The 13344-nt window shown below is 42.3% G+C and carries 18 protein-coding genes; 11 read left to right on the forward strand and 7 right to left on the reverse strand.

Annotated features, from left to right (window positions below):
- Positions 1–97: 97 nt before the first annotated feature.
- Entirely contained in the window at positions 98–901 is an 804-nt protein-coding gene (folE2, locus tag ICE88_RS04780; RefSeq protein ID WP_216250002.1) for a GTP cyclohydrolase FolE2, read from the reverse strand.
- On the reverse strand, positions 901–1425 hold the full coding sequence (locus ICE88_RS04785; protein WP_255535310.1) for a glutathione peroxidase: 525 nt from the start codon (positions 1423–1425) through the stop codon (positions 901–903). The genes folE2 and ICE88_RS04785 overlap by 1 nt, the downstream gene beginning before the upstream one ends.
- A 305-nt stretch (positions 1426–1730) precedes the next feature.
- On the opposite strand from ICE88_RS04785, the gene ICE88_RS04790 reads away from it, so the two are divergent.
- Genes ICE88_RS04790 through rfaE2 form a run of 3 tightly spaced genes read left to right on the forward strand, consistent with a single transcriptional unit; the run spans position 1731 to position 4748 of the window.
- Complete coding sequence (locus ICE88_RS04790) at positions 1731–2696, forward strand: MerR family transcriptional regulator (RefSeq protein ID WP_216250006.1); 966 nt, start codon at positions 1731–1733, stop codon at positions 2694–2696.
- Between the two features lies 1 nt (position 2697).
- A complete protein-coding gene (locus ICE88_RS04795; protein ID WP_216250008.1) occupies positions 2698–4224 on the forward strand; it encodes a cryptochrome/photolyase family protein in 1527 nt (508 codons plus the stop codon).
- Positions 4225–4244: 20 nt separating this feature from the next.
- Entirely contained in the window at positions 4245–4748 is a 504-nt protein-coding gene (gene rfaE2, locus ICE88_RS04800) for a D-glycero-beta-D-manno-heptose 1-phosphate adenylyltransferase (RefSeq protein ID WP_216250010.1), read from the forward strand.
- Here the strand turns inward: rfaE2 and ICE88_RS04805 are convergent.
- Genes ICE88_RS04805 through ICE88_RS04815 form a run of 3 tightly spaced genes read right to left on the reverse strand, consistent with a single transcriptional unit; the run spans position 4713 to position 6531 of the window.
- Positions 4713–4964: a hypothetical protein gene (locus ICE88_RS04805; RefSeq protein WP_216250013.1), complete on the reverse strand. Its 252-nt coding sequence runs from the start codon at positions 4962–4964 to the stop codon at positions 4713–4715. The two genes, rfaE2 and ICE88_RS04805, sit on opposite strands and share 36 nt — an antisense overlap.
- A complete protein-coding gene (locus ICE88_RS04810; RefSeq protein ID WP_216250015.1) occupies positions 4964–5752 on the reverse strand; it encodes a type III pantothenate kinase in 789 nt (262 codons plus the stop codon). The genes ICE88_RS04805 and ICE88_RS04810 overlap by 1 nt, the downstream gene beginning before the upstream one ends.
- Positions 5749–6531, reverse strand: coding sequence for a biotin--[acetyl-CoA-carboxylase] ligase (locus ICE88_RS04815; protein WP_216250017.1), 783 nt, complete (start codon positions 6529–6531; stop codon positions 5749–5751). Before ICE88_RS04815 ends, ICE88_RS04810 begins: the two co-directional genes overlap by 4 nt.
- Before the next feature lie 26 nt (positions 6532–6557).
- Here ICE88_RS04815 and ICE88_RS04820 point away from each other — a divergent pair, with 26 nt between their 5' ends.
- Genes ICE88_RS04820 through lipA form a run of 6 tightly spaced genes read left to right on the forward strand, consistent with a single transcriptional unit; the run spans position 6558 to position 10562 of the window.
- Positions 6558–7646, forward strand: a complete 1089-nt coding sequence (locus ICE88_RS04820) for a VanZ family protein (RefSeq protein WP_216250020.1) — start codon at positions 6558–6560, stop codon at positions 7644–7646.
- A gap of 8 nt (positions 7647–7654) precedes the next feature.
- Positions 7655–7966 carry a ferredoxin gene (locus tag ICE88_RS04825; RefSeq protein WP_216250021.1) on the forward strand — a complete coding sequence of 104 codons (312 nt, stop codon included), beginning with the start codon at positions 7655–7657 and terminating at the stop codon, positions 7964–7966.
- Positions 7967–8686, forward strand: a complete 720-nt coding sequence (locus ICE88_RS04830; protein ID WP_216250023.1) for a CocE/NonD family hydrolase — start codon at positions 7967–7969, stop codon at positions 8684–8686.
- A gap of 2 nt (positions 8687–8688) precedes the next feature.
- Positions 8689–8961, forward strand: a complete 273-nt coding sequence (locus tag ICE88_RS04835) for a DUF493 family protein (RefSeq protein WP_216250025.1) — start codon at positions 8689–8691, stop codon at positions 8959–8961.
- A 3-nt stretch (positions 8962–8964) separates the two neighbouring features.
- On the forward strand, positions 8965–9612 hold the full coding sequence (lipB, locus tag ICE88_RS04840) for a lipoyl(octanoyl) transferase LipB (RefSeq protein ID WP_216250026.1): 648 nt from the start codon (positions 8965–8967) through the stop codon (positions 9610–9612).
- Complete coding sequence (gene lipA / locus ICE88_RS04845) at positions 9609–10562, forward strand: lipoyl synthase (protein ID WP_216250027.1); 954 nt, start codon at positions 9609–9611, stop codon at positions 10560–10562. Before lipB ends, lipA begins: the two co-directional genes overlap by 4 nt.
- A 61-nt stretch (positions 10563–10623) precedes the next feature.
- On the opposite strand, the gene ICE88_RS04850 is transcribed toward lipA, so the two are convergent.
- Entirely contained in the window at positions 10624–11124 is a 501-nt protein-coding gene (locus ICE88_RS04850) for a TlpA disulfide reductase family protein (RefSeq protein ID WP_255535218.1), read from the reverse strand.
- A 59-nt stretch (positions 11125–11183) separates the two neighbouring features.
- On the opposite strand from ICE88_RS04850, the gene ICE88_RS04855 reads away from it, so the two are divergent.
- Both ICE88_RS04855 and ICE88_RS04860 read left to right on the forward strand, forming a co-directional pair.
- Positions 11184–11768: a hypothetical protein gene (locus ICE88_RS04855; RefSeq protein ID WP_216250030.1), complete on the forward strand. Its 585-nt coding sequence runs from the start codon at positions 11184–11186 to the stop codon at positions 11766–11768.
- Between the two features lie 6 nt (positions 11769–11774).
- On the forward strand, positions 11775–13040 hold the full coding sequence (locus ICE88_RS04860; RefSeq protein ID WP_216250032.1) for an MFS transporter: 1266 nt from the start codon (positions 11775–11777) through the stop codon (positions 13038–13040).
- Positions 13041–13044: 4 nt separating this feature from the next.
- Here ICE88_RS04860 and ICE88_RS04865 read toward each other — a convergent pair whose 3' ends face one another.
- Positions 13045–13296, reverse strand: a complete 252-nt coding sequence (locus tag ICE88_RS04865; protein WP_245835558.1) for an accessory factor UbiK family protein — start codon at positions 13294–13296, stop codon at positions 13045–13047.
- Positions 13297–13344 lie beyond the last annotated feature (48 nt).

Below are 13344 nucleotides of genomic sequence, written 5' to 3' on the forward strand. Positions count from 1 at the left end.
TGGCTTTGAATAAGAAAACCACAAGACACCCCTGAGCATAAATAAGGGAGGGAGAGAAACTGCGCTCAGCGGGCTTCATGTCTTGTGGTTAAAAGGGTTAATGGGTGTGACGTTTATCTTTGGCTAACCATGCATAAGCAGAGTGATTGTGAATAGATTCAAAATTTTCTGATGACACTTCGTAAGCAATAACTTTGTCTGAGTGATCAAGTGCCACAGCAATGTCGCGGACCAAATCTTCTACGAACTTAGGATTGTCATAAGCTTTTTCAGTGACGTATTTTTCATCCGGGCGCTTTAATAGACCCCATAGTTCACAAGAAGCCGCTTGCTCAGCAATTTTGATCAAATCTTCTGCGTCCATGTTTTCAGTGATCTCTGCAGCAATCACGATGTGTGAGCGCTGATTGTGAGCACCGTACTCAGAAATTTTCTTTGAGCAAGGGCACAAGCTCGTCACTGGAACTTGTACTTGAAGTGTGTAACGTAAAGCATCTTTTTCAAAAGCTGCTTTGATGTGCAAGTCGTAATCAAGCAAGCTCTCAACACCAGACACTGGCGCCACTTTATTTAAGAAAAGTGGCATCTTCATATCAATGTGACCTTCTGTTGCTTCAAGGCGCTCAAGCATGGTGCTCATCAATGTTTTGACAGAATCAAACTCAAGTGGCGCATGTTGATTTTGTAAAACTTCTAAAAATCTAGACATGTGAGTGCCTTTGACATCTGATGGAAGCTTCACAGTCATATCAATCATCGCAACGCTCGCCTGTGAGCCTGCTTTGGTTTTAATCTGAACAGGATGACGCACAGATTTAATACCAACTTTTTGAATCACAATATTGCGTTCATCATGACTTGCTTGAACATCAGGAAGAAAAATCTTTTCTGGTGCATTCATTACGGTTTCTCCTGAAGTAACTTTTCAAGTTGAGCAACCAGCTTTGAGCTGGTAGGTGATGTCATGCTGCTGTATGCGTCAATCACATTGCCTTGACGATCGACTAAATATTTGTAGAAGTTCCAGCGAGGTTTGGTACCTGTTTGTTCAATCAAATGTTTGAAAAGTGGGTTTGCATTTGGCCCACTAACTGATGATTTTGCAAACATGGGAAATTTCACGCCATAGGTGTTGTGGCAAAAATCAGCGATCTCTTTATTTGATCCAGGCTCTTGTTTGCCAAAATCATTGGAAGGAAAGCCAAGAATTACTAAACCTTTATCTTTGTACTGGCTATATAGCTTCTCTAAACCATCATATTGGCTTGTAAAACCACAGTAACTCGCTGTATTGACGATGAGAACCACTTTGCCTTGGTACTGGCAAAGATTCTGAGGGGCTTCGTCTTGAAGCCTTAGAAAGGTGTGGGACAGTGTTTTAGAGCAATTCATCGCAACAGCTTCCTTTGGCCAAAAACTCCACATAAGAACTACCAGCAGAAGGGCTGTAAAGGCCATTCTGTAAAAATGAGCCCCCAGGCTTTTAGCTACCTGTTGTGGGGCTCTGGATCTGTTCTCAGCTCCGACCATCATTGGGTTTGTCTCCTCGACCCATTTTTATGAGTATTTGTTGTTGACCATGGACAATATTTCATTTTGTCTAGGTCAAACCAACAATCTGGTGCAATATTAAGCACAAATCAAAATAAATGCAAATTATGTCTAAGACAGTGTAGAATTTACTCGTCGATACCTCGTATTCACTTGGCGACAAACTTGAGTTTTTCCTTATGAATGTTAGATTTACCAATTTGCCAGACATGCTGAGCATCGCTGCAGTTGAGCGAGACACTGGTATTGCTAAGGACACACTCCGAGTGTGGGAAAGACGTTATAACTTCCCAATTCCCCTTCGGGATAAGAATGATGATCGCGTTTATCCAGCCGATCAGATCGAAAAACTACGAATTTTAAAAAGATTATTAGATTCAGGACACCGTCCTGGGCGGATTGTGCCCTTGCCAATTGAGGCACTCAAAGAGTTAAGCGCAAGAAGCAATCAAGCGGCAGAGGTCAGCACTCATTCTTTATCGATGATTTCTCAAGAAGAAATGGATCGGTATTTGGATTTATTGAGATCTCATCAAACCGAGGCCTTGAGATTGGCGCTTTCCACAACTTTGATGAAGATTGGTTTAGACCGTTTTGTGATTGAAGTGGTTGCGCCGCTGATCAGAAATATCGGCGAGTACTGGGCCAATGGAAAGTTGGAGATTCATGAAGAGCATTTGTTCACAGAACAAATCAAGCATCTATTGAGAACGGCGATCAATTCAGTGCCACGTGGCCACATTGGTCAAAATGAAGAATTGGCCAGACCAAGAATTTTATTAACAACATTCCCACAGGAGCATCACAGCTTAGGTCTTTTGATGGCTGAAGCGCTGATGGCTTTGGAAGGATGTTCTTGCGTTTCTTTGGGAACGCAAACCCCAATTCTTGAAATTGCTCAAGCAGCGAGAGCTCAAAAAGCAGATGTGATTGCCTTATCGTTTTCTTCGCAAATGAATCAAAACCAAGTGGTAGATGGTTTGAATGAGCTCAAGTCAAAATTGGCGCCAGGCATTGAGTTGTGGGTGGGTGGTGAGAATCAAGCCCTGCGCAAGCGAACCCCTGAAGGTGTAAAAGTCATGGCTGCGCTTCAAGATATTTCTGCAAACGTCAAAGGTTGGCGTACAAAACGCTCAGACAGTTGATTTGAAAAAACTTGTCTTAGTTCTAGGTGATCAATTAAAGGCCGATAGTTCGGCCTTTAATCATTTCGATCCCGCAAAAGATGAAGTAATCATGATTGAGTCTGAGTACGAGGCCAATTATGTTTGGACACATAAGGCCAAGATTGCTCTTTTCTTATCGGCGATGCGCCACTTTGCAGAAGTATTAAAAAAGAAAAAATACACGCTGACGTATGTGAAGCAAAGCAAGCTATCAATAGTCTCTGTGCTTAAAGAGCATATTCAGAAACATCATTTCACTCATTTGGTTTGTGTTGAGCCTGGTGAGTGGCGCTTAAGAAAAGAGTTGCAAGATTTAGCCAGCGAGCTTGAGATCTATTTGACCCTTGCACCTGACGATCATTTTTATTGTGACTTTGATGAATTCAAAGAATGGGTCGGCGATAAAAAAGAAATCAGACTTGAATACTTTTATCGCTACCTGCGCAAAAAACACAAGGTCCTGATTCAAGCGAATGGTGAGCCTGAGGGTGATCAGTGGAACTTTGATGAGCAAAATAGAAAGCCTTATCCCAAAAAGGGCCCTGGACAAATAACCGAGCCTAAATGGTTTACTCCTGATGCCATCAGCAAAGAAGTGATGGCTTATGTTGAGTCAACATACCCCAAGCATCCCGGAGAGTTAGAGAGTTTTGCCTGGGCCGTGACCAGAGAGCAGGCATTGTTGGCCTTGAGTCACTTCATTGAATATCGCTTGCCCTTATTTGGAAATCATCAAGATGCCATGTGGACGAACACACCATTTGGTTGGCATTCGATATTGTCTACGTCACTCAATTTAAAACTCATTGATCCCAAAGAAGTGGTTGATGCTGCCATCCAGGCTTATGAAAAGAAGCAAGTATCTTTGAGTGCCGTCGAAGGCTTTGTACGTCAAATTTTAGGTTGGCGTGAATTTATTCGAGGCATGTATTACTTGGATATGCCAAAAATGGCAGAAGATAATTTTTATCAGCATCAACGACAGCTACCTAAGTGGTACTGGACGGCAGATACCAAAATGGCCTGCATGAAAGATGCTATTGGGCAAACTTTGAAATATGGCTACGCTCACCACATTCAAAGATTGATGGTGACAGGCAATTTTGCTTTATTGGCTGAATTGCTGCCCCAGCAAGTTTGCGAGTGGTATCTCGCCATTTATGTGGATGCGATTGAGTGGGTGGAGTTACCGAATACCGCTGGCATGGCTTTGTTTGCCAATGGTGGAAGATTCACGAGCAAGCCCTATGTTGCCAGTGGGGCATACATCAAAAGAATGAGTAACTATTGTGAGTCTTGTTCATATCAGTCGAGCAAACGATATGGACCAGATGCTTGCCCAATGACTACTTTGTATTGGAATTTTTTAATCAATCATCGAGCTGAATTTGAGAAAAATCCAAGAACTCGTTTGATGACAGCCAATCTGCAGAAAATTGATGCAGAAGAGCAACTTCTGATCAGCCAGCATGCACAAACATTGCTAAATAATTTAGAAAATATCTAGTCGGTTGTAAGATGTCGATTATGACAACGCCAAACCTGAATAAATTACCACTGCCAGCATTTGAGAAGAAGATTTGTTCTGTAGAGAATCTGCAGGAGGCTTTGGCTCGTTTGCCAAAACCAATCGTATTCACAAATGGTGTGTTTGATATTTTGCACAGAGGTCATGTGAGCTATCTGGCTCAAGCTAAAAGTCTTGGCGCTAGTTTGGTTCTCGGGGTTAATGCAGACAGTTCTGTGCGCATGTTGGGTAAGGGGGACGCAAGACCACTCAATGCTCAAGATGACCGGATGGCTTTACTGGCCGCTTTAGAGTCTGTTGACTTGGTTGTGATGTTTGATGAAAAAACACCAGTTGAATTGATTGCTAAGGTAAAACCGGATATTTACGTCAAGGGTGGCGATTATCAGATTGATGATTTAGCTGAAACAGCCTTGGTCAAAACTTGGGGTGGAAAAGCGTATGCGATTCCATTCATTCACGATCGATCAACGACGGCCCTTGTCAACAAGATCAGAGCTTGATGAGCTAGATTGGCCTGATTTAGCTGGGCTGAGAATTTTGATTTGATCGTTTTCTTGAATCGCTGTTGTTGATTGTTGTGTTGATCCTTGAAACGTAGTTTCAACCCAAGAATTAATAGTGCTTTGAGCTCTGAAAGAGTTGGCAGAGATTTGTAATGCCAACAAAATGACAATGCTTATTGCAATAATCAAAAGAGTTTTTAGTTTTTTGCTCATCAAGCTAATCCCATCGTATTCCAAGCCAAAAGTCCTTTAAGCACCAATTGTTCCTCATGATGAATCGTCAATGGTGAGAAAGAGCCTTTCAAATAGCCAATTAAGTTTTTAGCATTACCGCCTGTGACAATCATGAGGCCCAGAGTCATTTTTTGATTCTTCACATACTCTTGAGCCATCATGACGGCGCCAACATGGCTCGCCAAAACCCCTTGATAAATACCATCATTGGTGTTCATGCCTATCTTCAATGATGAGCCTTGATCGTCGGTTGATACATTGGGTAATTGAGCGGTATTTAAATTCAGAGCATTGGTCATCAATGTCATGCCAGGAATAATCCATCCACCCATGTGGTGAGTGGGCGTGATGAAATCAATGGTGGTCGCAGTTCCAGCGCCAATCACCAGAATATGTTTGCCGGGAAACATCTGGTGAGCGCCCATTACCATCGCTCTTCTATCAGATCCCAGTTGTTGTGCTTGATCATATTGGCTGCTCAAATGTTCTATTGCTGATGCTCCATTGATTTGAAACCATGATGCTTGGGGCATGATTGTTTGACAATGTTTCTTAAGGCCCAACGTTTTATCTTCAGTGATGACACTTGAGCAAATAATTTTTTTAATGGTTTGATTTTTTGATATTTGATCAAATTGAGCAAGTTGATTGGGTGAATCATTCATGCTCGCACCTTGATCAATGAAATCAGAATGCAGATCACCATTGGTGGAGGCTGTTGCCCATTTGAGTCTGGTGTTGCCAATATCAATCAATAGGATGCTCATGGTTTTGCCTTTAAAGAAACATCACCGCTGATGACTTTTTGTATCTTGTTTTCAGATTCAATGAGTAAATGACCTTGATCATCTACACCTCGCTCCAAACCCTCAAGCTGTATTTTCTCATTTTGAATGATGGCACAGGATTGATTTTTATAAATATCCCATGAGTTCCATTCTTCTTGAAGCTTGGCGAATGAATGTTGCTCAAAGAGCTCGATGATTTCAGCCAGTTCTTTGAGGATAGCAAGCCACAAAACATCAGCATCCATCGATTCAATTTGGCTGATCTGATCTAAGCTGGCAATGGGGCGTTGAATGCTATTTGCTAAAGCTTCATCTGTCGTCAAATTAATCCCAATCCCAATCACAATCCAAGTTGATTGATTTGCATCTAATTGACCGCCCTCGAGCAGCAGGCCAGCTAATTTTTTATCATTGAGGAAAATATCGTTGGGCCATTTAAGACCTAAACCTTGTTTTCTTAGGTCTGCTTGAGAGATTCCACTGGCTTGACTAATGCCTTTGATCACGGCAAGTCCGCAGGCGAGGCTTAATCCAGATAGTTCAGAAATATTTTTTTTGAATGGGTGGGCAACTGAAAATGTCAGAGCTTGCTTGGCATGACTGACCCAGGCTCTTCCAAGACGACCTTTACCAGATGTTTGAGTGATTGCTTTGCGGGCGATGGGTTCCCATAGCTGACCAGCTCGCCACCGAGCCATCAAGTCTTCATTGGTTGAAGCACTTTGATCAACACTTTCTAGGATCCAATTTATCGCCATATCAATATTGTAGGTACTATGTGGTTATGTCAGGGAATTTTCAAAGACCTCAACGCCTTAATTGGCCAGATTTGCCAATGCCAACCGCAAGGATGGCATGCTTTTCATATATTTTGTTGATCATTTATGCCAGCATTTATCCGTTTAATTTCAATGTCAGCGTGGGCGCCACCTACTTAGATTGGATTCTTGCGCCAATCCCTCAGTACATCACATCTTTTGATGTTTTCACCAATATTTTGGGTTACTTGCCCTTGGGGTTTTTAATTGTTTTTGCTGTTTATCCTCGCCTGAAATCTTATCGCGCCCTGTTGTTATCAATCATCATTGGCGCGCTCCTTTCTGCAAGTTTGGAATCTTTACAGACTTGGCTAGTTACTCGAATACCTAGCAATGTTGATTGGTGGGCAAATATTGCTGGTGTGGCAATAGGCGCACTCATTGCCATCACATTTGACCCCACTTGGCTCTCTGGAAGTGTTTTTCAAAGAAAGAGGATTGAATGGTTTGGGGTTCGATCCAGCGGTATTTTGTTGTTAATGGCATTTCCATGGGCGCAAATTTATCCACAAACAGCATGGCTTGCCATGGGCGGTCTTGCGACCACGTGGCCGAATTCGATTCTTTGGACTAGTACTTTTAACTTTGCCACGATTGAAATCGCCACAACCATGTTGGCTTGGATTTTTGCTGGCATCACCATTGCGTTGACCATGCGCAAAGGTGCGCCAAGATTAGCATTGTTATTTCTTTTGCTGATCACCACAATTATTTTGAAGGCTTTATTTTCAGGCATGCAGTTTGGGGCTGATAAGAGTTTTGCTTGGTTAACACCACCTGCATTGTGGGGAATGATTTTTTCAACAATCTTGTTATTTGGAGCTTTGCAACTGAACAGAGCGTATTTGTATTTGATTGGTATTTGCGCTTTGCTTGGAATGTTGTTCTTGGTGAATTTCCTTCCACAAAACCCATATTATTTGGTGACCATTCAAGAGTGGCGCCAAGGTCGTTTGCTCCACTTTAATCATTTGATGTCATGGCTGGCTTGGATTTGGCCGGTGGCAGCATGCCTATCTTTAATAAAAGGCTTGAAACTCAAGTCCTCTATATAATTTTCAATATGAGCCACTTTAAATACCACTTATTTTTTTGTTTGAACCAGCGTGAAAACGGTAAGGACTGTTGCGCCCAGCACAACGCTCAAGGCCTTTTTGAACATGCCAAACTCCGTTGTAAGGAGTTGGGGCTATCAGGTGAAGGCAAAGTCAGGGTGAATAAAGCCGGATGTTTGGATCGCTGTGAACATGGTCCCGTGATGGTCGTTTATCCAGAGGGTATCTGGTACACCGCCATCGATCAAAGTGATATTGATGAAATCATTGATACACATTTTGTTAAAGGCCAAGTGGTTGATCGTTTGAGGATTGATTAAGTGAATCGAACCATCAAAATTCATTTAAAGGGCCCCGCTGGAATCATTGAGGCATCTTTAGATTTGCCTGAGGGTTTGAAGCATGACCCAGCAAATTTTCGCCCAAGAGGTATTGCCTTGGTGGCCCATCCTCATCCACTTTTGGGTGGCACGATGGATAACAAAGTAGCGCAAACTTTGGCTCGCACTTTTGCGCAATTAAATTATGTGACTGTCAGACCAAACTTCAGAGGTGTTGGCGCATCTGAAGGCGTGCACGATGACGGCAAAGGTGAAACCCAAGATTTATTGGCCGTCATTGCTTGGATGAAAGATTCTTTTGGATGGCAAGAGATTCCAGGACTTGAAGGGCAAGGCTGGCCATTGTTGGTTGGCGAGTTACCTTTGGTGATCGCGGGCTTTTCTTTTGGCAGTTACGTCAGCAGTTATGTTGTGAAGCATTTAGAAGAAATAAATATGCCACCTGAGCGACTCATCATGGTTGGTTCTGCAACAGGTAAATGGGATGTTGCGCCAGTGCCTAAGAACACGATTGTGATACATGGTGAAGTGGACGATGTGATTCCTTTGACCAGTGTTTTAGATTGGGCCAGACCACAAGAGTTAACAGTACAAGTGATACCGGGCGCCGATCATTTTTTCCATCGTAAATTACATTGCATCCGAGATTTGATCGTGAGTGCTTTCCATGGTCAACCTGATCCACGAGGCGTTGATTGAGCATGGATATTCCAGCAGAAGAATCATTGATCAAATACCCTTGTGACTTCCCTATCAAGGTCATGGGTAAATCTGTTCCTGGGTACCGAGAAGCAGTTCAAAATGTTGTTTTGCAGTTTGATAAAAATTTTGATATCAATACCACTGAATGTAGACCATCAAAAAACGGTAATTATTTGGGTTTGACAGTGACAGTTCATGTCACAAGTCGCGAGCAATTAGATGAGCTCTATAGAACTCTCTCTACTCACCCGATGGTGAGTGTTGTTTTATAAACAATGACGATCATCATTCGCCAATTAGGTTTGCAGGAGTATTTGCCAACATTTGAGGCGATGAAAAACTTCACGGCGCAACGTTCAACTGAAACTCCGGATGAGCTTTGGGTTTTACAGCATCCGCCGACTTATACATTGGGCCAAGCTGGGGATGCAGCACATTTACTTCAGCCTAATGCACAAATACCGTTGATCCCGATTGATCGAGGTGGCCAGATCACTTATCACGGTCCTGGGCAATTGGTCATTTATCTATTATTGGATTTGCGCCGTAGACGTTTGTTTGTTCGAGACTTGGTGCATCGCATAGAGCAATCAATCATTGATACTTTGGCAGATTTTGACATTGTGAGTCAAAGAAAATCAGGGGCTCCAGGGATCTACCTGGCCAATGAGCAAACAATCCCTGTGGAGCTCCAGGGAGCAAAAATTGCTGCCTTGGGTCTGAAAGTGACCAAGCAATGTTGTTATCATGGGCTGGCACTCAATGTGGATATGGATTTGAAGCCGTTTTTGGCAATCAACCCCTGTGGTTATGAGGGTTTAAAGACAATTGATATGAAGAGTCTTGGGGTGAGCGACAATATCGACATTGTGGCAAAAAATATAGTGAGCCATTTATCTCAACAATTAGAGGTGCGGTCATGACCAAGACCTACGATCCAAATCAAAAACAAAAATCTGCTGATAAGACATCGCGCATTCCAATCAAGATTGTGCCGATTGAAGAAGTATTAAAAAAACCTGATTGGATCAGGGTGAAGGCTGCTTCTGGTAATTCTCGCTTTAATGAAATCAAAAAGATTCTTCGCGAGAATCAATTGGTGACTGTTTGTGAAGAAGCCAGTTGCCCAAATATTGGTGAGTGTTTTGGTAAAGGCACTGCAACATTCATGATCATGGGTGATAAATGCACCCGCCGTTGCCCATTTTGCGATGTTGGTCACGGAAGACCAGATCCTCTTGATTTGGAAGAGCCTAACAATCTAGCTAAAACAATTGCGGCACTCAAATTATCTTATGTTGTGATCACCAGCGTGGATCGTGATGATCTTCGTGATGGCGGTGCGCAGCATTTTGTTAACTGCATCACCAAGACAAAAGAATTGTCTCCTCAAACAAAAATTGAAGTTTTGGTTCCGGACTTTAGGGGCAGACTTGAGAAGGCTTTGGATATCTTCGCTGATGGCTTGCCAGATGTGATGAATCACAACTTGGAGACCGTGCCTCGCTTATACAAAGAAGCGCGCCCTGGTTCAGACTACATGCACTCTTTGAAGTTATTAAAAGACTTTAAGGCTCGCTATCCTCATGTTTCAACCAAAAGTGGTTTGATGGTTGGTCTTGGTGAAACAGACGAAGAGATTTTAGAAGTAATGAAGGATATGCGTGAGCATGACATCGACATGTTGACCATTGGCCAGTACTTGGCGCCATCAGGCCATCATTTACCGGTGCGTCGTTATGTGCACCCAGACACATTCGCCATGTTTGAAAAAGAAGCTTATGCGATGGGCTTCACTCATGCGGCCGTTGGTGCAATGGTCAGATCAAGTTATCACGCTGACGAACAAGCCCACAAAGCAGGTGTTGTTTAATAAAATCAATTGGCAGGTAAGTTACTAGCTAACTCAGAAATAAATCTGAACTAGCTTATAGCTAGGTTTTATCTGCCAATGATTTTTCTAATAACTTGTGGAAGTCCTTCCAATCAGGTTCACCAACATAGCGCTTGATGATTTTCCCCTGCTTGTTAATAACAAGCGTTGTTGGGGTTAGCTGAATTTTCCCAAATGCTTTTGCTGCACTTCCATCTGAATCCATTGCAACAATGAATGGTAGTTTGCGAGTTTCAGCAAAGTTCACCACATACATCGGTGGGTCATAAGACATTGCCAATGCGATGAACTCTAAGCCTTGTGATTTGTACTTTTCATAGGTATTAACCAAGTCAGGCATTTCTTTGACGCATGTCACGCAACTGGTAGCCCAAAAATTAATCACTGTCACTTTTCCAGCAATGTCTGCTTGGGTCAAAGTTTTGCCTGATATTTCAGAAATTTTGAAATTTGGCACTGATTGCTGTGTATCTGATGCACAGCCTGATAGAAGGCTGAACACAGAGATGAAACTAGCCGCTAAAAAATGTTTGATTGTCATAAATCTGCTGAAGTGATGTTGAATGGGCATAATCTTATTTTATGCAAATTAAACAAATCATGTTGCGAAATTTATTCATCATTCTTGGCTTGTTGCTGGGTGTGTCTGCTTGTTCTCCAACTTTGGATTGGAGAACCGTGCGTGCAGATGATTTGCTCTATGAGGCTTTATATCCAGGTAAGCCAAGCCGTGCTGAAAAATCAATCATGTTTGATGGTCAAAAATTGACCATGACGATTGAAGCTTCAAAGGTTGAGAATTCACTTTATGCAGTTGGGGTTATTAATATCCCGAAGGACATCAGTCAAAAATTTGATACCAATACTTTGGTTAAGTATTTGCAAACGGGCATGTTGAGTAATTTGAAAAATTCCTCAACACCTGTTGAAAAGACTGTGACGATTAAAACTGCTGGACAGTCCAGCATTGATTTAAGCGCTAAAGAATTCTTGGTCCAAGGCGATGGTCCGGATGCAAAAAAAAGATTGTTGAGATTTAGACTCGTGCAGCGTCAGTTCCCTGATGGGCAAATCCAAATTTATCAACAAAGTCTTTTGCAAACAATCAGCGGTGAAGCATCTCTTGAAAAGATGATTCAGACAGATGCTCACGAGATGTTCTTTTCTGGGTTCAAGCCTTACTAAGTGGCCATGAATCATCCCGCTCCAGCATTGCCGATGAAGGGTGCGTTAGCACTAAAGGTATTTATCTTTTTTGCTTATGCTTATGTACTGTCTTACGCATTCCGTTCTGTGAATGCAGTGATTGCTCCGGAGTTGATGGCTGATTTAAAAATCAGCAATGCTCAGTTAGGCCTTTTATCAGCTGCTTACTTCATTGGTTTCTCAGCGATGCAGATACCTTTGGGGATTGCGCTTGATAAATTTGGCGTGAGAAGAGTAGAAAGTATTTTGTTGTTGATGGCTTTGGCTGGCACACTTGTTTTTGCTTTTTCAGATTCATTGCTTGGTTTAACAATTGGCCGCTTATTGATTGGTGTTGGTGTTTCAGCTTGTTTGATGGCGGCCTTCACAGCCTATCGCAGGTGGTTTGCGCTAGAGCAGCAAGGCCAGCTTGCATCGGGGATGTTGGTCTTTGGCACGGTGGGTGCTTTGATGACCACGGTGCCTGTTCAGTTATCTTTACCCTACATTGGTTGGCGCGGCATTTTTATAGTCATGGCGCTATTGGTTTTCATTGGTTTTATTGCCATCCGCTTTGGGCTACCAACATTTGATGATCATCCGCATGTAAATAATGAGCCTTTGAGTAGTGATCATCAGTCAATTGGTTTAAAAGATATTTTTTTAAATCCATTCTTCTTAAGAATGTTGCCTGTTGGTATTGTTAACCATGGTGGCTTTTTAGCTTTACAAACACTTTGGATTGGCCCATGGATGATGGACGTGTTGGGTTATAGCTCGGTTGAAAGTGCGCAAATTTTATTTTTATTCAATGGTGTGATGTTGTTGGGTTATGCCTTCAACGCTTGGTTCATTCCACGCGCTAATCGTCAGGGATATCAAACCCTGAATTACATCAAATATTTATTGGGTTTTGGTTTGGTGGCGCAATTGATTGCCATCACTTGGCAAATTCAATTGAGTTGGATTTTATGGATTGTGTTGGCAATCACAGCCACTGGTCATATTTTGGGTCAAAGTACTGTGATCACAGCATTCCCATCGCGCAATGCTGGCCTAGCAAGTACCAGTTACAACTTACTGATATTCGTTGGAGCTTTTATTTTCCAATGGAGCATTGGTTGGGGAATCGACTTGATGACTGCTCAAGGACTTGCAAAGCCAGATGCTTTTCGACAAGTCTTTTTGGTATTTTTAGTGCTACAAGTGATCTCGTTTATTTGGTTTTTATATTACCCAAAGCCACTGAAGCATCACTTGGCAGCTAAATAAACAATTACTTCTTTTCTAAAGCGCTGACCTTCGCTTCAAGCTCTTCTAATTTGGCACGGGTTTTAGCTAGCACCTGTGTCTGCAAATCAAATTCTTCGCGAGTGACCAAATCTAGTTTCTGAAACCCTTGGGTCATCAAACCGCGAACATTTTTTTCTAAGTCCTTAGCTGGTGATTGGCGAATCGCATCGCCCACTTTGGTTTGCATGTCGTTAGCAATGCTTTGCATTTTTTCCATGATGTCTTGCGGATTCATTCGATCTCCAAAGGTATTTCTTCAATAGTATCTTTTTACCAAAGATAT

It is taken from the genome of Polynucleobacter sp. AM-26B4 (assembly GCF_018882285.1).
Classification (GTDB): Bacteria; Pseudomonadota; Gammaproteobacteria; order Burkholderiales; family Burkholderiaceae; genus Polynucleobacter.